Raw genomic sequence first — 22,367 nt, 5'->3', positions numbered from 1 at the left:
GCGGCGCGATGTTCGACCAGATCGTCTTTGCGGGCGGCGGCAATCGCTGCTGGTGGCAGGCCGGCTTCTGGGACGTCGCCCAGCCGGCGCTCGGCCTGCGCCCGCGCGTGATCACCGGCATCTCGGCCGGCGCGGCGACCGCGTGCATGCTGTATACGCGCGACGCCGCCTGGGTGATGCGCTATTACGAAGAGGCGCTGCGCCACAACCGGAAGAACGCGTACTGGGGCAACCTGTTCGGGCGCGAGCCCGTGTTTCCGCATTACCGGATTTACCGTCAGGCGCTGCTCGACATCTACGGCGAGCCGTTCGCGAAGCTGGCCGCGGCGCCGGAGATCCGCATCGGCGTGTCGCACGTGCCGCGCTGGCTCGGCGCGCGCAGCGCGGTGGCCGCTGGCCTCGTCGCGTACAACATCGAGAAGTACGTGCGCAAGACGCTGCACCCGACGCTCGGGCGCTCGCTCGGCTTTCGGCCGGAATTCGTGCGCGCGCAGGCCTGCACGCGCGTCGACGATCTCGCCGACCTGATCCTGCAGTCGTCCTGCACGCCACCGTTCACGCCGGTGCTGCGCCGCAGCGGCCGGCCCGTGCTCGACGGCGGGATGGTCGACAACGTGCCGGTCGACGCGCTCGACCCGACGCCCGGCGACGTGCTGGTGCTCGTCACGCGGCTGTACCCGCGCCCGCAGATGTTCACGGTCGCGCACGGCGAGCAGCGGCGGCTGTACGTGCAGCCGTCGAGCAAGGTGCCGATTTCGAGTTGGGATTACACGAGCCCGTCGCAGATGCGGCATGCGTACGACCTCGGGCGGCGCGACGGCGAGCATTTCCTCACGCGCGTCGGCGCGATGACAGGCGGCCGCGTGGCCGCCTGAAGACGGGAAGCAGGAAGCGGAGCCGCGCGGCAGGCGCGGCCCGCAGCGCTCAGCGCACGCGGCGCGGCGTCAGGGCTTCCGGGTTGACGACGCTCGACATGTCGCCCTGGTCGAACGCCAGGATGTTCCGGAATGCCGCGCTGAAGTAGAGCTCGTAGCTTTCGCGCTCGACGTAGCCGATGTGCGGCGTGCAGATCACGTTTTCCATCCGCAGCAGGCTGTAGCCCTGCAGGATCGGCTCGCTCTCGAACACGTCGATCGCGACCATTCCCGGACGGTTGTGCGACAGCGCGTTGACCAATGCATTTTCCTCGAGCAGTTCGGCGCGGCTCGTGTTGACGAGCAGCGACGTCGGCTTCATCCGCATCAGGTCTTCCTGCTTCACGATCCCGCGCGTGTCGTCATGCATGCGCAGGTGCAGCGACAGCACGTCGCTCTGCTCGAACAGCGCTTCGCGGCTTTCGGCGGCCGTATAGCCGTCGGCGCGCGCGGCCTCGAGCGAATGCTCGCGGCCCCAGATCAGCACGTTCATCCCGAACGCCTTGCCGTAGCCGGCGACGAGCCGGCCGATCTTGCCGTAGCCCCAGATGCCGAGCGTCTGGCCGCGCAGCACCTGGCCGAGGCCGAAGTTCGGCGGCATTGCCGACGTCTTCAGGCCCGACTGTTGCCACGCGCCTTGCTTCAGGTTCGCGACGTATTGCGGAATGCGGCGCTGGGCGGCCATCACGAGCGCCCAGGTCAGTTCGGCGGGGGCAATCGGCGAGCCCGTGCCTTCGAGCACGGCGATGCCGCGGTCGGTACACGCGTCGAGATCGATGTGGCTCGAAATGCGGCCGGTCTGGCTGATCATGCGCAGGTTCGGCAGCTTGGCGAGCAGTTGCGACGAAATCGGGGTCCGTTCGCGAATCAGCACGAGCGCCTCGACTTCCGCCAGACGGCTGGCGAGTTGTCCCAATCCGCGCACCGTATTGTTGAAGACCTTCACGTCGTGGTCGGCAAGCATCTCGAAGCAGTTCAGCTTGCGGACGGCGTCCTGGTAGTCGTCGAGGATGGCAATTTTCATGGTGAGCGGGTGTCGCGCGTTGAAAGCGGCGGTGGCGGCGGCGCACGTCGCGCACCCGTCCCGCCCGGCCGGGGCCGACATGATGCTACGTCGGCCGCCTTCATGGTGTCTTTTTAACAGGTTGTTACGCTCCGCCGCAATTGGCGGCGGCCTGACCCGGCGCCGCTTGCGCGACGGGTGGAAGGGTGCGCTGTTGTGTCGCATCAAATACGTCCTTCCTGATTCGGCCACTTACTCGACGAGGTTCACCCAATTGTTGCTTTAATCAGAATAATTGGATCATCTATCCGCAGAAGGCGAGGATTTTTGACTATTTTTATCGTCAACCGGGGCCTTGTTGAGCAACTCTGCATCATTTCCGCTGTCGTAGGAGAATTACGCATTTGCTTCATCTTTTTGAAGTTGTAACAGCGGCAGGAGTCGTTTATGGATCATTTGCAGTCGATGCGCGTGTTCGTCAAGGTTGCAGATCTCGGCAGTTTTGCGCGGGCCGCGAGTGCAATGGATATCTCCAACGCGGTCGCGACGCGTCACGTCGCCGATCTGGAAGGCCGGCTCGGCACGCGTTTGCTGAACCGCACCACGCGCAGCCTTTCCCTGACGGAGTCGGGCCAGGTCTATCTGGAGCGTGCTCGCCAGATCCTCGATGAGCTCGAGGACGTCGAGCAGATGGTCGTTGCGCGCAATCACGAGCCGGTCGGAACGTTGCGCATCGTTGCGCCGGTCGTGTTCGGCCTGCACAACCTCGCGCCCGTGTTGCAGTCGTACACGGAGAATTTCCCGAAAGTGGTGCCGGATCTCACGCTGGTCGACCGGCAGGTCGATCTCGTCGAGGAAGGCTTCGACGTCGGCATCGTCGTCACGCGCCAGATGCGCAGCGCGAGCATCGTCACGCGGCGCCTGACCACCGGCTGCATGACCGTGTGCGCGACGCCGAGCTATCTGGAGAAGCACGGCGTGCCGACCCATCCGGAGCATCTCGCCGAGCACCCGAGCCTCAGCCTGCCGACCGAATACTGGGGTGACGAGCGTGTGTTCACGGGGCCGGACGGCGAAGTGCGCGTGCGCCCGACCAACGTGATCGTCGCGAACAACACCGCGATGCTGCGCCAGTTCGCGCTGCTCGGGATGGGGGTCGCGATCCTGCCGAGCTACCTGATCGGCGGCGATATCGCGCGCGGCGCGCTCGTGCGGCTGCTGCCGGATTTCCGGCTGCCGCAGGTCGAGATCAACATCGCTTACCCGAGCCGGCGCCATCTGCCCGCGAAGGTGCGCACGTTCATCGACCACCTCGTCGAACATTTCAGCCACTCGACCGACGCGACGATGGGCGAGCAGTGGGCCGCGCAGAGTTCGGCGCTCGCGCCGATCGGTGTCGAGACGCGTGCCGAGCAGCCGGAAGCGGCCGACCCGAACCTGTCGCCGCGCCTGCCGCGTTCGCCGCGCACGCGCGTTGCGGCGCCGTCGCCGCTGTAACGGCGCGACGGCCTGGCGGCTTGGTAGCGGTTGCCGCCGGCACAAAGAAAAACGCGGATCGAGCAATCGATCCGCGTTTTTTTATGGCTGCCTGCCCGAGTTCGGCATGGCCGGGGGAGCCCGGCCGCCAGGCCGTTAAGAGCCCGTCTTGCGCGCCGTCGTTTTGCGGGCGGCGGTCTTGCGCGCCGGTGCCGGTTTCTCTTCGGCGCCTTCCGTCACGGTTTCGGCATCCTTCGTCGCCGATTTTGCCGTCTTCTTCGCGGCAGCGGCCTTCGGCTCCTTCTTCTCGAACTCGAAGCCGATCTTGCCGTCCGGCTGCTTCACGAGGAAGGCCTTGAAGTTGCGGCCCGTGCGCGACGACTTGAAGTTCGGCAGCAGATCCGTGCGGCCGTCGGCCAGCAGCTTGCCCATCTGCTCGCGCGTGATTTCCTGCTGCAGGATCACCTTGCCCGAGCGGAAGTCGCAGGTCTTCGGGTTAGCCACCGAGTGCTCGCACACGTAGCTCATCCCGTGCTCGAACACGCGGCCCTTGCACTTCGGGCACGCGCCGACCGGCTCCTGTGCGGAAAAGTCGGGCGCTTCGCCTTCCTCACCGCCGGTGTCCTGGCCGAAATCGAACTCGAGCTTGTAGTTCTTCGTCTCGTCGTCGAAGGACAGCTTGAGGATCGCCGAGAACGGGCGGCCCATCTTGCTGCGGAAGCCGGACAGCGGGCCGATCGTCTTCTCGCGCAGCAGCTCCTCGACTTCCGCGATCTCGAACTGCCGGCTGCCCGGGATCTTCGAGATCGAGAACTCGCACTTCGTGCACGCGAAGCGGCGGTAGTTTTCCTTCACCTGGCCGCCGCAGTTCGGGCACGGCGTCTCGAGCGTCGCGTAATCGCCGGGGATCGTGTCCGAATCGTATTCCTTCGCGCGCTTCACGATCTGCTGCGTCATGCGGGCGATTTCCTGCATGAACGCTTCGCGCCCGAGGTTGCCGCGCTCCATCTGCGACAGCTTGTATTCCCATTCGCCGGTGAGCTCGGGCGCGGTGAGTTCCTTCACACCGAGCCCGCGCAGCAGCGTCATCAGCTGGAATGCCTTCGCGGTCGGGATCAGTTCGCGGCCTTCGCGCACGAGGTACTTCTCGCCGAGCAGGCCTTCAATGATCGCCGCGCGCGTGGCCGGCGTGCCGAGGCCCTTCGCGGCCATCGCCTCGCGCAGTTCGTCGTCCTCGACGAGCTTGCCCGCGCCTTCCATCGCGGACAGCAGCGTCGCTTCCGAGTAGCGTGCGGGCGGCTTCGTGACGAGCGCGACGGCGGCGATTTCGTCCGTCTTCACCTTCTCGTCCTTCTGCACCGGCACGAGGTTCGCATCCGCGCCTTCGGCGTCGCGGCCGTACACCTGCAGCCAGCCCGGCTCGACGAGCACCTTGCCTTCAGTCTTGAAGTGATGGCCGGCGACTTCGGTGATCCGCGTCGTAACGCGGAATTCGGCGGCCGGGAAGAACACGGCGAGGAAGCGCTTCACGACCATGTCGTACAGCTTCTGCTCCGGCTCGGACAGCGACTTCGGCGCCTGCAGCGTCGGGATAATTGCAAAGTGGTCGCTGATCTTCGAGTTGTCGAAGATCCGCTTGTTCGGCTTCACCCAGCCCTTGTCGAGCACCTGCTTCGCATGCGGCAGGTAGTTGTTGCTCTCCTTGAGCATCTCGAGCGTGGACTCGACCGTCGACAGGTAGTCTTCCGGCAGCGCGCGCGCGTCGGTACGCGGGTAGGTCAGCACCTTGTGCTTTTCATACAGCGCCTGCGCGAGGCCGAGCGTGTTCTTCGCGGAGAAGCCGAAGCGGCTGTTCGCTTCACGCTGCAGGCTCGTCAGGTCGAACAGCAGCGGCGACAGCTGCGTCGACGGCTTCGATTCCTCGGAGACCGTGCCGACCTGGTCGCGACACGCGGCGACGATCGTCTCGGCAGCCGGCAGGCTCCACAGGCGGGAGTCGCGCTTCTCCGGATCGAATTCGTCGCGCTTGAATTTCGGGTCGTACCACTTGCCTTCGTAGAAGCCGCCCGCGCACGCGAATTCGGCCTTCACTTCCCAGTAGTCGCGCGGGACGAAACGGCGGATTTTCTCTTCGCGTTCGACGACGATCGACAACGTTGGCGTCTGAACGCGGCCAACTGTCGTCAGGAAGAAGCCGCCGCCCTTGCTGTTGAACGCGGTCATCGCGCGGGTGCCGTTGATCCCGACGAGCCAGTCGGCTTCCGAGCGGCAGCGTGCGGCGTCGGCGAGCGGCAGCATGTCGGCGTCGCTGCGCAGGTTTGCGAAGCCGTCGCGGATCGCCTGCGGGGTCATCGACTGCAGCCACAGGCGCTGGACCGGCTGTTTCGCCTTCGCGTGCTGCGCGATCAGGCGGAAAATCAGCTCGCCCTCGCGCCCCGCGTCACATGCGTTGATCAGGCGGTCGACGTCCTTGCGCTTCAACAGCTTGGTGAGCACCTTGAGGCGCGACTCGCTTTTTGCGATCGGGTTCAGGTCGAAATGCGGGGGGATGACGGGCAGATGCGCGAAGCTCCATTTCCCGCGCTTGACCTCGTACTCTTCCGGGGCGGCGATTTCCAGCAGGTGGCCGACAGCGGACGAAAGGACGAAATCGTCGCTTTCGTAATACTCGTCATGCTTGGTAAAGCCGCCCAAAGCGCGTGCGATGTCGTTCGCGACAGAAGGCTTTTCCGCAATGATCAGTGCTTTGGACATGACAGGTGTGTGTTGGTAGACCGGGTTCGCCGGTTGTGGGTCCCTTTTACGACCGCTTTATAGCACACGCCGCAGCAATGGCGGCTCGGCGTGCAAAAAGCGGCCCATCATAGAGGGGGGCCGCAGCGGCGGCAAGCGCCCGGCGCGACGGGGCGCGCAAATGTGCGCTAAACCACCGGGCCGCCTCGCGAAGTCAGGCTTCGACGGCCAGGATATTGCGCAATTTCGGTGCGTGCGGCGCACCGGGTACTGCGCTTAGGTCGGACAGCATCCGCTCGACGATCGCCGCATGCGGCAGCACCGTGCCGAAGAAGCGGGCGGTGTGGGTATCTTCGATCAGGATGGTCGGGAAGTTCTCGACGTCGAGATCGTCGAGCTGGTCGGCATGCGTTTCGATGTCGATCCAGGCGAAGCAGGCGTCCGGATGCGCGTCGGCGAGCTGGTCGAAGGCCGTCCGGTAGTCGCGGCACGTGCCGCACCACTCGGCGCACAGGCAGGCGACGAGCAACGTGCCGGGATCGGCGAGGCGCTCGGCGATCCGATCCGCATCGGTGTCGAGATTCAGCGCGGGCATGGGTTTCCTTGAGTATCGTCGGCGGCCTGGCCGCCCCTATGCGGGGGAATGTAGCACGCCGTCCACGGGCGGGGTGCGCGCTGCGTCAAGCCGCGCGAAGCGTCCGCCGGGGAGGCTGGCGACGCGGCCGACCAGTTCCAGCGCCAGCAGCGCGCGGTGCAGCACGTCGTCAGGCAGGCCGCTGTGCTCGGCGAGCCATTCGTAGGTGACGGGGCCGTATCCCAATGCGGCAAGGACGGCCTGCTCGGCGGGGGGGGCGGGCAGCGGTGGCGCCGGCGCCGGTGCGTCGTCTCGGGCGGACGCGGTGGCCGGAACGGCATCGCCATGTTGGATCACACCGGCAGCGGCACGCCGAGTGGCGGTTTCGGTTTCGCGAAGGTCGCCGGTACCCCTGCACGGATGCCCGGAACACGCCGCACCGCCCGCCGTGCCGGCTTTCGATTCTCCCAGCCCGTATTCCTCGAGTACATCGAGCGGCGCCGCCGTGAGCTTCGCGCCGTCGCGGATCAATGCGTGGCAGCCCTGCGCGAGCGGCGCATGGATCGAGCCCGGCATCGCGAACACATCGCGCCCCAGTTCGTTCGCGAGCCGCGCGGTGATCAGCGAGCCGGAGCGCGGCGCGGCCTCGACGACGAGCGCGCCGACCGCGAGCGCGGCGATCAGCCGGTTGCGCTGCGGGAAGTGGGCGGCGCGGGCCGGCGTGCCGAGCGGCCATTCCGACACGATCGCGCCGTGCGCGGCGATCTCGTGGGCGAGTGCGCGGTGCCGCGCCGGGTAGACGAGATCGGCGCCGGTCGCGATCACCGCGACCGTGCCCGACCGGCCGTCGAGCCCGCCACGATGTGCGGCGGCGTCGATTCCGAGCGCGAGGCCCGACACGATCGGCAGCCCGGCGTCGGACAGTTCGCGTGCGAAGTGCGTTGCGTCGGCGAGCCCCTGCGGCGTGGCGTGACGACTGCCGACCACGGCGAGACTGCGCGCATGCAGCAGGTCGAGCCGGCCCTTTACATATAGCAGCAGTGGCGGATCGTGCAGGTCGCGCAGCCGCGGCGGGTAGGCCGGATCGTTGAGCGTGACGAGCGCATTGCCTGGCGCGTCGAGCCACGCGAGCGCTGCGTCGGTGCGCGCGTCGAGATCGCCGCGCTCGCTTGCGCGCACGGCCAGGGCGGCGGCGGCGCTGGTCACGGCGGTGATGGCGTGATCGGGCGCACGCAGCAGCGCGTCCGGCGAGCCGAACGCATCGAGCAATGCCTGCAGTGCGGCGGGGGCGAGGCCGGGCGCATGCGCGAGCTGCAGCCATGCGCGCACGGCGGAGGTGGTCAGCGCGTGCGGCGACATGAGGCGCCCCTCGAATGCGGCGGCCAGCGGACCGCGTGGCGCCATGATAAAATTTTCATCATCCGAAATACTCGACAGGGCCGCGCGCGCAGGCGCCCGGCCAATTGCAGGAGGCGTGATCCGCGGCATTGATTCGCCGCGCGTCCGCCTCATCTTCATTGCATCCCGGCGGCAGCGCCAGCCGGCCGGATGGCCGATGCGGCACGCCGCTCCACCGAATACCGAACGCCATGGCTTTACTCAATATTCTTCATTACCCCGACAAGCGGCTGCACAAGGTCGCGAAGCCCGTCGACAAGGTCGACGACCGGATCCGCAAGCTCGTCGCCGACATGGCCGAGACCATGTATGCGGCGCCGGGCATTGGCCTTGCCGCCACGCAGGTCGACGTGCACGAGCGCGTGATCGTGATCGACGTCTCCGAGGAGAAGAACGAGCTGCGCGCGTTCATCAACCCGGAGATCGTGTGGTCGAGCGATGCAAAGCAGATCTATGAAGAGGGCTGCCTGTCGGTGCCCGGCATCTACGACGAAGTCGAGCGTCCCGATCATGTGCGCGTGCGTGCGCTCAACGAGCAGGGCGAGACCTTCGAACTCGATTGCGAGGGCCTGCTGGCCGTGTGCGTCCAGCACGAGATGGATCACCTGATGGGCCGCGTGTTCGTCGAATACCTGTCGCCGCTCAAGCAGACGCGCATCAAGACGAAGATGAAGAAACTCGAACGCGCGATGTAACGCGCGTTCGCCCAGCCCGACCCCGAACGCTGTCATGACCCATACGTTGCGCGTAGTTTTTGCCGGCACGCCGGAATTCGCCGCGGCTGCCCTCGCCGCGATCCACGAGGCCGGTTTTCCGGTGCCGCTCGTGCTCACCCAGCCCGATCGCCCCGCCGGGCGCGGGATGAAACTGCAGGCGAGCGCGGTGAAGCGCTACGCCGTCGAGCACGGGATGCCCGTCGCGCAACCGCCGTCGCTGCGCCGGGCGGGCAAGTACCCGGCCGAGGCGGCCGACGCGATCGAGCTGCTGCGCTCGACGCCGCATGACGTGATGGTGGTTGCCGCATACGGCCTGCTGCTGCCGCAGGAAGTGCTCGACATTCCGCGCGGCGGCTGCATCAACATTCACGCGTCGCTGCTGCCGCGCTGGCGCGGCGCCGCGCCGATCCACCGCGCGATCGAGGCCGGCGACGCCGAGACGGGCGTCACGCTGATGCAGATGGACATCGGCCTCGACACCGGCGCGATGATCGAGGAAGCGCGCATCGCGATCGCGCCCGACGAGACCACCGCGACGCTGCACGACCGGCTCGCCGCCGAAGGCGCGCGACTGATCGTCGACGCGCTCGTGCAGCTCGAGCGCGGCGGCGTGCTGCCGGCGACGCCGCAACCGGCCGACGGCGTGACCTATGCGGAAAAGATCGGCAAGCACGAAGCGGCACTCGACTGGCGCAAGCCGGCCGACGTGCTTGCGCGCCAGGTGCGTGCGTTCGATCCGTTCCCGGGCGGCGTCGCGACGCTCGACGGCGCGGCGATCAAGCTGTGGGCAGCCGAGCCGGTGGCGGCGCGCGGCGACGCGGCGCCCGGCACGATCGTCGAAGCCGCGCCGGAAGGCGTGGTCGTCGCGTGCGGCAGTGGTGCGCTGCGCGTCACGCAGTTGCAGAAGCCGGGCGGCAAGCGGCTGCCCGCGCGCGAATTCCTGGCCGGCTCGCCGCTCGCCGCGGGCCAGCGTTTCGCGCTGACCGACGTTGCCTGACGCGGCCTGACCGCCATTCGACACGGCCTGCCGGGCGTGCGCAATCGGCCGGATGGTCGAGTCGCGCGGCGCGGCAGGCGCGCGTAGAATTTCCCTGCGCTCCCCGGTTTCGAGGTTTTCATGTTCGGCATCACCCATTTCGGCTTCTTCGTGCTGGCAGTCTTCCTGCTGAACGTCACGCCCGGCCCCGATACGGCCTATATCGTCGGCCGCAGCGTCGCGCAGGGCCGCGGCGCGGGGCTGATGTCGGCGCTGGGCATTTCGGCCGGCTGCTGCGTTCACGCGCTCGCCTGCGCATTCGGCCTGACCGCGCTGCTCGCGGCGTCGGCTGCCGCATTCACGGTGATCAAGCTGGTCGGCGCCGCCTACCTGATCTACCTGGGCGTGCGGATGATCATCGCGAAGCAGGCGGCCGAGCCGTCGGGCACGGCGGCCACGCAAGCCGCGAAGCCGCTGCGCCAGCTGTTCATGCAGGGCTTCTGGACCAACGTGCTGAACCCGAAGGTCGTGCTGTTCTTCGTATCGTTCTTCCCGCAGTTCGTGTCGGCCGACAGCCCGCACAAGGCATGGGCGTTCCTGACCCTCGGCGGCGTGTTCGTCGTGATGAGCACGGTGTGGACCAGCCTCGTCGCGTGGGTCGCGGGCAGTGTCACGGCGCGCTTCTCCGGCAAGCCGGGCGTCAAGAAGTGGCTTGACCGCACGGTCGGCAGCGCTTTCGTCGGCCTCGGTCTTCGTCTTGCAACATCGCAACGGTGAGATTGAATTTTTCCGGCAAGACCTTATCTAACAAAACGCTTACAATTTTCCGCCGCGCCCTTTTGATGCGCGGCGTGTCCCCTGACGGATAAGGAGTGGGTATGTTCAATTGGGTCAAAACGGCGATGCTGATGGCCGCGATCACGGCCCTGTTCATCGTGATCGGCGGGATGATCGGCGGCTCGCGGGGCATGACGATCGCGCTGCTGTTCGCGCTCGGCATGAATTTCTTCTCTTACTGGTTCTCGGACAAGATGGTGCTGCGCATGTACAACGCGCAGGAAGTCGACGAGAACACGGCGCCGCAGTTCTACCGGATGGTGCGCGAACTGGCCACGCGCGCGAACCTGCCGATGCCGCGCGTCTACCTGATCAACGAGGACGCGCCGAACGCGTTCGCAACGGGCCGCAACCCCGAGCACGCGGCAGTCGCCGCGACGACGGGCATCCTGCGCGTGCTGTCGGAGCGCGAGATGCGCGGCGTGATGGCGCACGAGCTCGCGCACGTGAAGCACCGCGACATCCTGATCTCGACGATCACCGCGACGATGGCGGGCGCGATTTCAGCCATCGCGAACTTCGCGATGTTCTTCGGCGGGCGTGACGAGAATGGCCGGCCGGCCAACCCGATCGCGGGTATCGCGGTCGCGCTGCTCGCACCGATCGCAGGCGCGCTGATCCAGATGGCGATTTCGCGGGCACGCGAGTTCGAGGCCGACCGCGGCGGCGCGCAGATTTCCGGCGATCCGCAATCGCTCGCGACCGCGCTCGACAAGATCCATCGCTATGCGGCGGGCATCCCGTTCCAGGCGGCAGAGCAGCATCCGGCCACCGCGCAGATGATGATCATGAACCCGCTGCACGGTGGCGGCCTGCAGAATCTGTTCTCGACGCACCCGGCCACCGAGGAGCGCATCGCGCGCCTGATGGAGATGGCGCGTACCGGCCGCTTCGACTAAGCCACGGCACACCGTGCGGCAGTTGCCGCGCGGGAGCCGTCACACCACCCCGCACGCTCCGCGCTGCGGGGTGTTTCATTTGCGCGTGCCGTAAAGGGGCCAAAGGGCCTGCCGCATCGCACGCTACAATGCCCGGTTTGGGATGGCAGGGCCCACGGGCGCCGCGATCCCGCCGTTTGCCGCATTGGCTTGCTGTGCCCGCTGGCCGCGTTTGTTTGCCGAATTTGCTCCGATGACACGAACCCGTTCTACCGCTCCGTCTTCTTCCGGCCGCCCGGCGCGCCTGTCCGCGCTGCATCTCGCGCCCGATTCGCTCGGCTTCGCGCTCGATGCGGCCGCGCAGGCGGTCGATGCGGTGCGGCGCGGCACCGCGCTGCCGGCGGCGCTGTCGGCGGTATTCGCGCAGATGCCGTCCGGTGCGCAGGCGCTCGCGCGCGGGGCGACGCAGGACGTCGCTTACCGGACGATGCGCCGCCTCGGTAGCGCGGACTGGTTGATCGGCCGGCTCATCAGCAAGGCGCCGCCCGCCTACGTGCACGCGGTGCTCGCCGGTGCGTTCGCGCTGCTGCTCGACCCGGCGGAAGAGGCCGCGTATCCGGCGTTCACGGTGGTCGATCAGGCCGTGACCGTGATCGGCGCCCGCCGCGAATGCGCGTTCGCGAAGGGGATGGTCAACGCGGTGCTGCGCCGTTTCCTGCGCGAGCGCGACGCGCTCGTCGCGGCGCTGCAGGACGACGTCGTCGCGCGCTGGAACTACCGCGCGTGGTGGGTCGCTTCGGTGAAGCGCGCGTGGCCCGACGCATGGCAGGCGATCCTCGCGGCCGGCGAGCGGCAAGGGCCGCTGACGCTGCGCGTGAACGCGCGCCGCGCGAGCGTCGACGCGTATCTCGATACGCTGCGCGAGAACGGGATCGAGGCGACCGCGATCGGCCGGCATGCGGTGCGGCTTGCATCGGCGCTGCCGGTCGATCGCATTCCGGGGTTTGCCGACGGCGTCGTGTCGGTGCAGGACGCCGGCGCGCAGCTCGCAGCCGAATGGCTCGGTGCGCGCGACGGCATGCGCGTGCTCGACGCATGCGCGGCGCCCGGCGGCAAGACCGGCCATATTCTCGAGCTGGCCGATGCGGAAGTCGTCGCGCTGGAAAGCGACGCCGCGCGCGCGGCACGGATCGGCGAGAACCTCGTGCGGCTGTCGCTCGAAGCGGACGTGCGTGTCGGCGATGCGGGTGCCCCCGACGCCTGGTACGACGGGCGCCCGTTCGACCGCATCCTCGCCGACGTGCCGTGCTCGGCGTCCGGCATCGTGCGTCGGCACCCCGACATTCGCTGGCTGCGCCGCGAGGCCGACATCCCGGCGCTCGTCGCGGAACAGCGCCGCATCCTGGCGGCGTTGTGGCCGCTCGTGAAGGCGGGCGGTGAACTGCTTTACGTGACCTGTTCGGTCTTCCCCGAGGAAGGGGAATGGCAGGCCCGCTGGTTTGAAGCGGCCTGTGAAGATGCGGTACGATTGGACGCCCCCGGCCAACTGCTGCCGGGCGGAGTGCAGGGAGGGGCGGCCGCCGGCGCACTCGACCAGAACACCGATCACGACGGATTTTTCTACGCGCGGTTTCAGAAACGGTGACGATCAAACACCTTTTTCCACTTCGGCTCGCGGCGGTCCTGATGGTCGCGTTGACGCTGTGCCTGGCTGTCGTCCGGCCGGCGCATGCCGAGTCGATCGCCGTGCAGCGCGCGTCGCTCCAGTCCGACGGAAGCGGCTGGGCGCTCGACGCACGCTTCGATTTCGAGCTGAACCCGAACCTCGAGGATGCCGTCAACAAGGGCATTCCGCTTTATTTCACGACCGACTTCGAGTTGAGCCGGGCGCGCTGGTACTGGTTCGACGAGCAGCCGGTGGCGGTGACGCAGACGATCCGCCTGTCGTTCCAGCCGCTCACGCGCGAATATCGCGTGTCGACGGGCGGCCTGCAGCTCGGTTTCCCGTCGCTGAAGGATGCGCTCGCGGTGGTCCGTCACATCACGTCGTGGCATGTGATCGACCGCAACCAGGTGCGCGCCGGTGAAACCTACACGGCATCGGTGCGGATGCAGCTCGATACGGCGCTGATGCCGAAGCCGTTCCAGGTCGATGCCGTGAACAACCGCGACTGGACGCTCGGGTCCGACTGGAAGCGCTTCAACTTCACGGTGACCGAACGTGCTAAATAAAGTGCGCCGCGCGGCCAGCGGGAAGAGCCTCCTCATTCGCGTGATCGTCTCGACCGTCGCGCTCACCGCGCTGCTGCTGCTCGTGCTGCTCGCGGCCGCGAGCGCGAACACCGAATTCTTCGACCGCTACTACTCGTGGCTGTACGCGACGAACATCGTCGTCGCGCTCGTGTTCCTGCTCGTGGTGCTCGGGCTGATCGGGATGATCGTCGTGCGCCTGAGGAAGGGCAAGTTCGGCACGCGGCTGCTCGCGAAGCTCGCGGTGTTCTTCGCGCTCGTCGGCGTGGTGCCGGGCGGGATCATCTACATCGTGTCGTACCAGTTCGTGTCGCGCAGTATCGAGTCGTGGTTCGACGTGAACGTCGAGACGGCGCTGACGGCCGGCCTGAACCTCGGCCGCGGGATGCTCGATGCTTCGCTGTCCGATCTGCAGACGAAGGCGCGGCTGATGTCCGACCAGCTCGCGAGCGTCGATGTGAACACCAACGGCACGACGCTCACGCTGCTGCGGTTGCGCGACCAGTTCGGCGTGCAGGACGCGACGATCGTCGAGCCGAGCCGCGGCGGCTCGGGTGCGGCACCCGACCTGCATATCGTCGCGCAGGCGTCGGGCAATTTCGCGGCACTGATTCCGGACGACCTGCCGACGCCGCTGATGCTGAACCAGGCGCGCGAACACGGCGCGTACGCGGCGATCGAGGGTGAAGTCGACGGCGACCCGCGCGCGCACGGCGCGAAGGGCGCGCTGCGGTTGCGCGTCGTGCGGCCGATTCCCGATGCATCGACGTCGTTGCTGCAGCCGGCGGAACGCTTCCTGCAGCTCACGCAGCCGGTGCCGCCGACGCTTGCCCACAACGCGGACGCCGTGCAGCGCGCGTATCGCGAGTACCAGGAAAAGTCGCTCGGCCGCACGGGGCTGCGCAAGATGTATATCGGCACGCTGACGCTGGCGCTGTTCCTCGCGACCTTCATCGCGATGATGCTCGCGCTCGCGCTCGGCCAGCAGCTCGCGCGGCCGCTGTTCCTGCTCGCGCAGGGCACGAAGGAGGTCACCGAAGGCGACTACACGCCGAAGCGCGAGATCAAGACGCGCGACGAGCTGGGCTTCCTCACGCAGTCGTTCAATGCGATGACGCGTCAGTTGTCCGAGGCGCGGCTCGCGGTCGAGAAAAACCGCGTCGCGCTCGAGCATTCGAAGACGTATCTCGAGAGCATCCTCGCTAACCTGACGGCCGGCGTGTTCGTGCTCGACCGGCAGTTCCGGCTGACGACGGCCAATCGCGGCGCCGAGCGGATTTTCCGGCAGCCGTTCAACGCGCTGATCGGCACGACGCTCGACCGGATCGGCGTGGCCGCCGGGTTCGGCGCGATGGTGCGCAAGGCGTTCGCCGATCGCGAGGCGGCGTCCGACGGCGGCAGCGGCGATCGCGGCCACTGGCAGCAGCAGTTCGCGATCGAGGTGCCGGGCGAAGCCGATCCGCTGACGTTGCTCGTGCGCGGCACGCGCCTCGTGTCGACGGTCGAGGGGCAGGCCGACGATCCGCAGACGTCCGGTTACGTCGTCGTGTTCGACGACATCTCCGACGTGATTTCCGCGCAGCGTTCGGTCGCGTGGGGCGAGGTCGCGCGCCGGCTCGCGCACGAGATCAAGAATCCGCTGACGCCGATTCAGCTGTCGGCGGAGCGGCTGCAGATGAAGCTGTCCGACAAGCTCGCCCCGCCCGATGCCGATGTGCTCAAGCGCGGCGCGACGATGATCGTCAATCAGGTCGCCGCGATGAAGCGAATGGTCGACGATTTCCGCGAGTACGCGCGCACGCCGCCCGCGGTGCTCTCGAACCTGCAGTTGAACGAACTGGCGAGCGAGGTGCTCGGGCTGTACGGGGTGGGCGAAGGCAAGAGCGCGATCGTCGCCGAGCTCGCGCCGTCGCTGCCGGTGATACGCGGTGATGCGACGCAACTGCGCCAGGTGATTCACAACCTGCTGCAGAATGCGCAGGATTCGGTCGCGGAGTCGGCGCATCCGCGTGTGTTGATCGAAACCAAGACAGTAGAATATGGCGATCCCGACGCCGAGGGCAAAACGCGCGTCGCGGTACGTCTTACCGTGTCCGACAACGGGCCCGGTTTTCCGGCGCGCATCCTGACTCGCGCGTTCGAGCCTTATGTGACGACGAAGGCGAAGGGCACGGGTCTGGGGTTGGCCACGGTCAAGAAGATCGTCGATGAGCACGGTGCGCGGATCGATTTGCGCAATCGCATGCACGGCGAGACCGTCGAGGGTGCGCAGGTGTCGATCCTGTTCCTGCAGATGGCGAGTGATGCGCCAGGCGCCGAATCGGGCGTGCAGGACGGGACGGCCCCCGCCAAGACAAAAGCAAGTGAGCAGACAAAGGCAGCGTAAATGGCAACCATCCTGGTGGTAGATGATGAAATGGGCATCCGGGAATTGCTCTCGGAGATCCTCAGCGATGAAGGACACGTCGTCGAGGCGGCGGAGAACGCGCAGGCCGCGCGGGAATACCGGTTGAATCAGGCGCCCGATCTCGTGCTGCTCGATATCTGGATGCCCGATACCGACGGCGTGACGTTGCTCAAGGAGTGGGCGGCGCAGGGGCTGCTGACGATGCCCGTGATCATGATGTCCGGGCACGCGACGATCGATACGGCCGTCGAGGCGACGAAGATCGGCGCGCTCGATTTCCTCGAGAAACCCATCGCGCTGCAGAAGCTGCTGAAGTCCGTCGAGCACGGTCTCGCACGCGGTGCGGCGCCGGTGTCCGCGAACGCGGCGGCGAAGGCCGGTGCGGGGCAGGCGGCGGGGCCCGCGGCCGTTGCGTCCGCGGCTGCGCTGCCGACGCTCGGCGACGACATGGCTTCGGCACTCGGCCTCGCGGGCCAGACGGCCGCGATCCCGTTCGACATCCCGTTGCGCGAAGCGCGCGATGCGTTCGAGCGCGCGTACTTCGAATATCACCTCGCGCGCGAAAACGGCAGCATGACGCGCGTCGCGGAGAAGACGGGCCTCGAGCGCACGCACCTGTATCGCAAGCTCAAGCAGCTCGGTGTCGAGCTCGGCAAGAAGCCGTCCGAAGGCGCCGTATAAAATATTTCGTGAAAGTACTTGATCAAGTAACGAAGGGTGGATATACTTTCTCTTCTTCGTTGGCCCGGTAGCTCAGTTGGTAGAGCAGCGGATTGAAAATCCGCGTGTCGTTGGTTCGATTCCGACCCAGGCCACCAGAATTAAAACCCCAAGAATCGGAAGATTCTTGGGGTTTTTCGTTTGTGGTGGGGTTTGCGTGACCAGTGGCGTGGGATGATGTGCCCGGCAGTGTTCATGAGGGCATGATAAAATCCTTGTCCGCTCAATAACTTAGCGCATCGCTTCATGCGCACGGCAGGCTGCCAGCGTGGCGCCGCCGTGGCGCGCGGCAACGATGCCGCGCGATGGGCGGTATAAGCGCTCCGCCGCGTTCGCGGCCAATTGCGCTGCCTATACTGGTCGAGCCGGCCCAGGCCGGCACGCGTCGGGCCGCCCGGCGGCAGCCGGCCCCGGGGCGCAGCGCGACGCGAGCCTACACATTCACGGAGTATCACGGTGATTCGGACAGACGCTAAAGACGGCGCGCTCGTGTTGTTTTCCGGCGGGCAGGACTCGGCCACGTGCGTGGCATGGGCCCTCGAACGCTATCAGACGGTCGAGACGCTCGGCTTCGATTACGGCCAGCGCCACCGCGTCGAGCTCGAATGTCGCGAAGGCGTGCGCGAAGCGCTGAAGCGTGACTTTCCCGCCTGGTCGGGCCGGCTTGGCGACGATCACATGATCGACCTGTCGGTGCTCGGTGCGATCAGCGATACCGCGATGACGCGCACGATCGAGATCGAGACGGCGGCGAACGGCCTGCCGAACACGTTCGTGCCGGGCCGCAACCTGATGTTCATGACGATCGCCGCGGCGATCGCCTATCGCCGCGGGCTGCGTGTGCTGGTCGGCGGGATGTGCGAGACGGATTTCTCGGGCTATCCCGACTGCCGCGACGACACGATGAAGGCGCTGCAGGTCGCGCTGAACCTCGGGATGGATACGCGCGTCGTGCTCGAGACGCCGCTGATGTGGCTCGACAAGGCGCAAACCTGGCAGCTCGCCGAACAGCTCGGCGGCGAAGCGCTCGTCGAACTGATCCGCGTCGAGACGCACACGTGCTACGTGGGCGAGCGCGCGGAACTGCACGACTGGGGCTTCGGCTGTGGCGAATGCCCGGCCTGCAAGCTGCGCAAGCGCGGCTACGAGGCCTACCTGAAGGGCGAGCGGGTGACCGAAGCGCCGCTGTGATGCAGCGGCCACGGCAGCGCCTGGTGATTAACGGATTCTGATCGACAACGAGCGGCGCGAGCCGGACGAAGGACGATGACTTACGCGGTCAAGGAAATTTTCTACACGTTGCAGGGCGAGGGCGCGAACGCGGGCCGGCCGGCCGTGTTTTGCCGGTTCGCCGGCTGCAACCTGTGGTCGGGCCGCGAAGAGGATCGTGCGGAGGCCGTGTGCCGCTTCTGCGATACCGACTTCGTCGGCACCGACGGCGAGAACGGCGGCAAGTTCAAGGATGCCGAAGCGCTCGTTGCGACGATCGCCGGCTTGTGGCCGGAGGGCGAGGCGCACCGCTTCGTCGTCTGCACGGGCGGCGAGCCGATGCTGCAGCTCGACCAGCCGCTCGTCGACGCGCTGCACGCGGCCGGCTTCGAGATCGCGATCGAGACCAACGGCTCGCTGCCGGTGCTCGAATCGATCGACTGGATCTGCGTGAGCCCGAAGGCCGACGCGCCGCTCGTCGTCACGAAGGGCAACGAGCTGAAGGTCGTGATCCCGCAGGACAACCAGCGGCTGGCCGACTACGCGAAGCTCGACTTCGAGTATTACCTCGTCCAGCCGATGGACGGCCCGTCGCGCGACCTCAATACGAAGCTCGCGATCGACTGGTGCAAGCGTCATCCGCAGTGGCGGCTGTCCATGCAGACCCATAAATATCTGAACATTCCCTGAGCCCCGGCTTTTGACATCGTGCTGATTACCCGAAAACTCGAATTCGACGCGGGCCACCGCATTCCCGACCACCGCAGCCAGTGCCGGAACCTGCATGGCCATCGCTATGTGCTCGAAGTCACGCTGCGCGGCGATCTCGTCGATACCGAGGGGGCGCCCGACCGCGGCATGGTGATGGATTTCGCCGACGTGAAGGCGCTCGCGATGGAGCACCTGGTCGGCAAGTGGGACCACGCGTTCCTGGTCTATGCGCGCGACGACGTCGTGCGCTCGTTCCTCGAGCAGATGGCCGACCACAAGACGGTCGTGATCGACCGGATTCCGACCGTCGAGAACCTCGCGGCGATCGCGTTCGACATCCTCGCGAACGTGTACGACGCGCACTACGGCGTGAACCTGCGGCTCGAGCGCGTGCGCCTGTACGAAACGCCGAACTGCTGGGCCGACGTCGAGCGCCAGCCCGGCCGCTGATCCCGCCTTCCCGGCCGCCCCGCCAGCCGGCGCGGGCTGCCTGACGCCGCACCCCGCAGCCCCGTCCCGCCTCGCTCCCCGTCCGTTCCCACATTTCGCGTAACGCCGCGCTATGATCGTTGCGTGGCGCCGAAAAACGCTGCCGTGCGCGGTCGTTCAGCCGGCGCTGTCAGATCGGCCGCCCATGGCCGACCAACGTTCCAGGGCCCGGTCCTGGCGCTGCCGTGCTTCGCTGCCCGGTGTGTCGCGCTCCGCTTTGCCCGTTGCTTGTCCCGTTCGATTGCCGTTCCGTCCAGGAGGCCGTATCGATGAGCACGCTCACCAATTCCCTCAAACAACGCCTGCGCGACGGCGACGAGCCGCTGTACGGCCTGTGGCTGTCGCTCGGCAGCGACTCGGCCGCGGAAGCGCTCGCGCATGCCGGCTACGACTGGCTCTGCATCGACATGGAGCACGCGCCGAACGACAGCCGCGATGTTGCATCGCAGCTGCGTGCGATCGCCGCCGCCCATCTGCCGAGCGAGCCCGTCGTGCGCGTGCCGGCGCGTGAGCCGTGGCTCGTGAAGCGCGCGCTCGATGCGGGCGCACGCACGCTGATGTTTCCCTGCATCGAGACGCTCGACGACGCCGCGCACGCGGTGCGGCTCACGCGCTATCCGTCGCCCGATTCGCCGGACGGGCTGCGCGGCGTCGCCGGCATGGTGCGCGCGGCGGCGTTCGGCATGCGTCGCGACTACGTGCAGACGGCGAATGCGCAGGTCGCGGTGATCGTGCAGATCGAATCGGCGCGCGGCGTCGACGAAGTCGAGCGGATTGCGGCGCTGCCCGGCATCGATTGCCTGTTCGTCGGCCCGGCCGATCTTGCGGCGAGCCTCGGGCACCTTGGCGACATCCGTCACCCGGACGTCGAAACCGCGATGGCGCGCGTGCTCGCGGCCGGCCGGCAGGCGGGCGTCGCGGTGGGGATCTTCGCGGGCGATACGGCTGCCGCGCGCCAGTATCGCGAGGCCGGCTACCGGATGATCACGGTGTCGGCCGACGTCAGCTGGTTGTTGCGCGCCACGCGGCAGGCGCTGCAGGAGGTGCGGTCATGAGCGGTGGCGATGGCGCGTGCCGTGGGCGCGCGCAGGGTGGGTTAGGGAGGCGCCGGCAGGTCGGCGCGGTGTTCGGCCTGTGGATCGTGTGGATCGCGGCCGCCGCGCAGGGCGCGCCGCAAGCGAAGCCCGATCCGTCGCACGAGACGCAGTCGGCGGTCGCCGACTATAACGCCGGCGACTTTCGTGCGGCGCTGGTGCAGTTCCACGACGCGGCCGAGCGCGGCGACCGTCTCGCGCAATTCAACTACGCGATGATGCTGCTGACGGGCGAAGGCGTGACCGCGAACGTCGACGAAGGGCTGCGCTGGCTGAAGCGCGCGGCCGACGCGAACATGTCGCATGCGCAGTACGTATACGGCCGGATGTTCGACGACGGCGAGTTCGTCGCACGCGATCCGGCCGAAGCGCACCGCTGGTTCCTGCGAGCGGCGAAGCAGGGGCACGTGCAGGCCGAGCTGTCGCTCGCGAACCAGTTCCTCGACGGGCGCGGAACGCCGCGCGACAACCGGCAGGCGTTCACGTGGTACAAGCAGGCCGCCGACGCGGGCGAGCCGACCGCGCAGTACGTGACCGCATCGTTCTACGAGCGCGGCGGCGACGGTGTCGCGCAGAACCTCAACATCGCGCGGGCGTATTACGCGGCGGCGGCCGCGCAGGGCGACGAGACGGCCGGGCTGAAATTCAAGGAGCTGAGTGCGCGGCTGAAGGCGCAGGGGCCGGCATCGGGCGCCGGCGCGGAGCCGGGCGGGGCGCACGCGCCGCCGCCGTGAGCGGGAGCGGCGCTGCGAAGGGCCGCCGTGTTCGCCATGCACAGTGGAAAAAAACGGCGCCGAGGCGCCGTTTTTCCTGATGCGGTGCGTGCCGCGCGGTCAGCTCTTCATCAACCGCCGCTGCCGCCCGACGCTCATGATCATCCCGATCGCGATGCCGAGCGTCGTGAGCGCGGTGCCGCCATAACTCATGAATGGCAGCGGCACGCCGACGACCGGCAGCACGCCGCTCACCATCCCGATGTTGACGAACGCATAGACGAAGAACGCGAGCGTGAGCGAGCCCGCGAGCAGGCGGCCGAACAGCGTCGCGCCCTGCGCGGCGATATAGAGGCCGCGCGCGATCAGCGCCATGTACAGCGTCAGCAGCACGAGCCCGCCGACGAGCCCCCATTCCTCGGAGAACACCGCGAAGATGAAGTCGGTGTGCTTCTCCGGAATGAATTCGAGGTGCGCCTGCGTGCCTTTCAGGTAGCCCTTGCCGAGCACGCCGCCCGAGCCGATCGCGATCACGGCCTGGATCGTGTGGAAGCCCTTGCCAAGCGGATCGGAAGTCGGGTCGAGCAGCGTACACACGCGGTGCTTCTGGTAATCGTGCATCAGCGGCCACTGCACTTCGGGCTGGCAGATGCGCTCTTCGAACACGGCGATCGAGCCGACCGCGATCACGCCCGCGACGAGCACCGGCACGATCAGCTTGAACGACAGGCCGGCGAGATAGATCACGAAGAAACCGGCCGCGAACACGAGCAGGCCCGTGCCGAGGTCGGGCTGCTTCGCGATCAGCCCGACCGGTACCAGCAGGATCCCGAACGCGACGATGAAGTCGTACCAGCGCAGCCCGCCCTCACGGCGCTGGTAGTACCACGCGAGCATCAGCGGTGTCGCGATCTTGAGGATTTCCGACGGCTGGATCACGACGCCGACATTCAGCCAGCGCTTCGCGCCCTTCTTGGTCATCCCGAACAGCGCGACCGCAATCAATAGCGCGACCCCGAACGTGTAGAGCGGGACCGCGAAGCGCATCAGCGTCGTGGGCGGGATGTTGGCGATCACCCACATCAGCACGAACGTCAGCAGGATGTTGCGCAACTGGTCCTCGACGCGGCCCGGCATGTCGATCGCCGCGCTGTACAGCGTGACGATGCCGACGCACAGCAGCAGGAACACGATGAGGGCGAGCGGGCGGTCGAAGCCCGCGAACATCTGCTTGATCTTGTCGAGCCAGGCGCGCTTGTCGAATTGCAT

Annotated in this window: 20 protein-coding genes and 1 tRNA gene; 16 read left to right on the top strand and 5 right to left on the bottom strand. The window is 67.3% G+C overall.

Features of this window, described 5'->3' with window-relative positions; translation table 11 throughout:
• Nucleotides 1–8: 8 nt before the first annotated feature.
• Nucleotides 9–875: a patatin-like phospholipase family protein gene (locus CFB43_RS17250; RefSeq protein ID WP_089495856.1), complete on the top strand. Its 867-nt coding sequence runs from the start codon at nt 9–11 to the stop codon at nt 873–875.
• A gap of 49 nt (nt 876–924) precedes the next feature.
• Here CFB43_RS17250 and CFB43_RS17245 read toward each other — a convergent pair whose 3' ends face one another.
• On the bottom strand, nt 925–1,938 hold the full coding sequence (locus tag CFB43_RS17245) for a D-2-hydroxyacid dehydrogenase family protein (RefSeq protein WP_089495855.1): 1,014 nt from the start codon (nt 1,936–1,938) through the stop codon (nt 925–927).
• 426 nt (nt 1,939–2,364) lie between these two features.
• On the opposite strand from CFB43_RS17245, the gene CFB43_RS17240 reads away from it, so the two are divergent.
• Entirely contained in the window at nt 2,365–3,414 is a 1,050-nt protein-coding gene (locus CFB43_RS17240) for a LysR family transcriptional regulator (protein WP_089426598.1), read from the top strand.
• A gap of 135 nt (nt 3,415–3,549) precedes the next feature.
• Here CFB43_RS17240 and CFB43_RS17235 read toward each other — a convergent pair whose 3' ends face one another.
• From CFB43_RS17235 to dprA, 3 genes are all read right to left on the bottom strand, one after another.
• Nucleotides 3,550–6,147, bottom strand: a complete 2,598-nt coding sequence (locus CFB43_RS17235) for a DNA topoisomerase III (RefSeq protein WP_089495854.1) — start codon at nt 6,145–6,147, stop codon at nt 3,550–3,552.
• A gap of 193 nt (nt 6,148–6,340) precedes the next feature.
• Nucleotides 6,341–6,721 (bottom strand): thioredoxin family protein, encoded by a 381-nt coding sequence (locus tag CFB43_RS17230; protein WP_039353754.1) that lies wholly within the window; start codon nt 6,719–6,721, stop codon nt 6,341–6,343.
• A gap of 36 nt (nt 6,722–6,757) precedes the next feature.
• Nucleotides 6,758–8,104: a DNA-processing protein DprA gene (gene dprA / locus CFB43_RS17225; RefSeq protein ID WP_256990023.1), complete on the bottom strand. Its 1,347-nt coding sequence runs from the start codon at nt 8,102–8,104 to the stop codon at nt 6,758–6,760.
• 185 nt (nt 8,105–8,289) lie between these two features.
• Between dprA and def the strand changes: the two genes are divergently transcribed.
• From def to CFB43_RS17155, 14 genes are all read left to right on the top strand, one after another.
• Nucleotides 8,290–8,793 carry a peptide deformylase gene (def, locus tag CFB43_RS17220; protein WP_006477461.1) on the top strand — a complete coding sequence of 168 codons (504 nt, stop codon included), beginning with the start codon at nt 8,290–8,292 and terminating at the stop codon, nt 8,791–8,793.
• A 34-nt stretch (nt 8,794–8,827) separates the two neighbouring features.
• Nucleotides 8,828–9,811 (top strand): methionyl-tRNA formyltransferase, encoded by a 984-nt coding sequence (gene fmt, locus CFB43_RS17215; protein ID WP_089495852.1) that lies wholly within the window; start codon nt 8,828–8,830, stop codon nt 9,809–9,811.
• A gap of 120 nt (nt 9,812–9,931) precedes the next feature.
• Nucleotides 9,932–10,567, top strand: coding sequence for a LysE family translocator (locus CFB43_RS17210; RefSeq protein ID WP_089495851.1), 636 nt, complete (start codon nt 9,932–9,934; stop codon nt 10,565–10,567).
• Nucleotides 10,568–10,668: 101 nt separating this feature from the next.
• The gene (gene htpX, locus CFB43_RS17205; protein ID WP_011353570.1) at nt 10,669–11,526 is read left to right on the top strand and encodes a zinc metalloprotease HtpX; all 858 of its coding nucleotides are present in this window, start codon (nt 10,669–10,671) and stop codon (nt 11,524–11,526) included.
• 232 nt (nt 11,527–11,758) lie between these two features.
• The gene (gene rsmB, locus CFB43_RS17200; protein WP_089495850.1) at nt 11,759–13,150 is read left to right on the top strand and encodes a 16S rRNA (cytosine(967)-C(5))-methyltransferase RsmB; all 1,392 of its coding nucleotides are present in this window, start codon (nt 11,759–11,761) and stop codon (nt 13,148–13,150) included.
• Nucleotides 13,147–13,737, top strand: coding sequence for a DUF4390 domain-containing protein (locus CFB43_RS17195; protein ID WP_039353770.1), 591 nt, complete (start codon nt 13,147–13,149; stop codon nt 13,735–13,737). The genes rsmB and CFB43_RS17195 overlap by 4 nt, the downstream gene beginning before the upstream one ends.
• On the top strand, nt 13,727–16,141 hold the full coding sequence (esaS, locus tag CFB43_RS17190) for a sensor histidine kinase EsaS (protein ID WP_089495849.1): 2,415 nt from the start codon (nt 13,727–13,729) through the stop codon (nt 16,139–16,141). The genes CFB43_RS17195 and esaS overlap by 11 nt, the downstream gene beginning before the upstream one ends.
• Nucleotides 16,142–16,843, top strand: a complete 702-nt coding sequence (gene esaR / locus CFB43_RS17185; protein WP_021163978.1) for a response regulator transcription factor EsaR — start codon at nt 16,142–16,144, stop codon at nt 16,841–16,843.
• A gap of 61 nt (nt 16,844–16,904) precedes the next feature.
• Nucleotides 16,905–16,980 (top strand) — tRNA-Phe (locus tag CFB43_RS17180).
• A 358-nt stretch (nt 16,981–17,338) separates the two neighbouring features.
• On the top strand, nt 17,339–18,073 hold the full coding sequence (queC, locus tag CFB43_RS17175; RefSeq protein ID WP_089495848.1) for a 7-cyano-7-deazaguanine synthase QueC: 735 nt from the start codon (nt 17,339–17,341) through the stop codon (nt 18,071–18,073).
• Nucleotides 18,074–18,148: 75 nt separating this feature from the next.
• Complete coding sequence (gene queE / locus CFB43_RS17170) at nt 18,149–18,781, top strand: 7-carboxy-7-deazaguanine synthase (RefSeq protein ID WP_011353564.1); 633 nt, start codon at nt 18,149–18,151, stop codon at nt 18,779–18,781.
• Nucleotides 18,782–18,799: 18 nt separating this feature from the next.
• A complete protein-coding gene (gene queD / locus CFB43_RS17165) occupies nt 18,800–19,252 on the top strand; it encodes a 6-carboxytetrahydropterin synthase QueD (RefSeq protein ID WP_011353563.1) in 453 nt (150 codons plus the stop codon).
• Nucleotides 19,253–19,560: 308 nt separating this feature from the next.
• Nucleotides 19,561–20,346 carry an HpcH/HpaI aldolase family protein gene (locus CFB43_RS17160; protein WP_089457119.1) on the top strand — a complete coding sequence of 262 codons (786 nt, stop codon included), beginning with the start codon at nt 19,561–19,563 and terminating at the stop codon, nt 20,344–20,346.
• Nucleotides 20,343–21,119 carry a tetratricopeptide repeat protein gene (locus CFB43_RS17155; protein ID WP_089495847.1) on the top strand — a complete coding sequence of 259 codons (777 nt, stop codon included), beginning with the start codon at nt 20,343–20,345 and terminating at the stop codon, nt 21,117–21,119. The genes CFB43_RS17160 and CFB43_RS17155 overlap by 4 nt, the downstream gene beginning before the upstream one ends.
• Before the next feature lie 99 nt (nt 21,120–21,218).
• Here the strand turns inward: CFB43_RS17155 and rodA are convergent, their stop codons facing one another.
• Complete coding sequence (gene rodA / locus CFB43_RS17150) at nt 21,219–22,367, bottom strand: rod shape-determining protein RodA (RefSeq protein WP_089426588.1); 1,149 nt, start codon at nt 22,365–22,367, stop codon at nt 21,219–21,221.

It is taken from the genome of Burkholderia sp. AU15512 (genome assembly GCF_002223325.1).
Lineage (GTDB): Bacteria > Pseudomonadota > Gammaproteobacteria > Burkholderiales > Burkholderiaceae > Burkholderia.
Note: the sequence above shows the minus strand (reverse complement) of the source record. Positions and strands in the feature narration are given on the sequence as shown.

What these genes read in the sequence shown, in the direction of transcription:
- dprA (WP_256990023.1), bottom strand. Translation starts at nt 8,104, where the DNA reads ATGGCGCCACGCGGTCCGCTGGCCGCCGCATTCGAGGGGCGCCTCATG.
- CFB43_RS17240 (WP_089426598.1), top strand. Translation starts at nt 2,365, where the DNA reads ATGGATCATTTGCAGTCGATGCGCGTGTTCGTCAAGGTTGCAGATCTC.
- fmt (WP_089495852.1), top strand. Translation starts at nt 8,828, where the DNA reads ATGACCCATACGTTGCGCGTAGTTTTTGCCGGCACGCCGGAATTCGCC.
- CFB43_RS17210 (WP_089495851.1), top strand. Translation starts at nt 9,932, where the DNA reads ATGTTCGGCATCACCCATTTCGGCTTCTTCGTGCTGGCAGTCTTCCTG.
- htpX (WP_011353570.1), top strand. Translation starts at nt 10,669, where the DNA reads ATGTTCAATTGGGTCAAAACGGCGATGCTGATGGCCGCGATCACGGCC.
- CFB43_RS17155 (WP_089495847.1), top strand. Translation starts at nt 20,343, where the DNA reads ATGAGCGGTGGCGATGGCGCGTGCCGTGGGCGCGCGCAGGGTGGGTTA.
- CFB43_RS17230 (WP_039353754.1), bottom strand. Translation starts at nt 6,721, where the DNA reads ATGCCCGCGCTGAATCTCGACACCGATGCGGATCGGATCGCCGAGCGC.
- CFB43_RS17250 (WP_089495856.1), top strand. Translation starts at nt 9, where the DNA reads ATGTTCGACCAGATCGTCTTTGCGGGCGGCGGCAATCGCTGCTGGTGG.
- rsmB (WP_089495850.1), top strand. Translation starts at nt 11,759, where the DNA reads ATGACACGAACCCGTTCTACCGCTCCGTCTTCTTCCGGCCGCCCGGCG.
- CFB43_RS17245 (WP_089495855.1), bottom strand. Translation starts at nt 1,938, where the DNA reads ATGAAAATTGCCATCCTCGACGACTACCAGGACGCCGTCCGCAAGCTG.
- rodA (WP_089426588.1), bottom strand. Translation starts at nt 22,367, where the DNA reads ATGCAATTCGACAAGCGCGCCTGGCTCGACAAGATCAAGCAGATGTTC.
- esaR (WP_021163978.1), top strand. Translation starts at nt 16,142, where the DNA reads ATGGCAACCATCCTGGTGGTAGATGATGAAATGGGCATCCGGGAATTG.
- queE (WP_011353564.1), top strand. Translation starts at nt 18,149, where the DNA reads ATGACTTACGCGGTCAAGGAAATTTTCTACACGTTGCAGGGCGAGGGC.
- CFB43_RS17235 (WP_089495854.1), bottom strand. Translation starts at nt 6,147, where the DNA reads ATGTCCAAAGCACTGATCATTGCGGAAAAGCCTTCTGTCGCGAACGAC.
- CFB43_RS17160 (WP_089457119.1), top strand. Translation starts at nt 19,561, where the DNA reads ATGAGCACGCTCACCAATTCCCTCAAACAACGCCTGCGCGACGGCGAC.
- def (WP_006477461.1), top strand. Translation starts at nt 8,290, where the DNA reads ATGGCTTTACTCAATATTCTTCATTACCCCGACAAGCGGCTGCACAAG.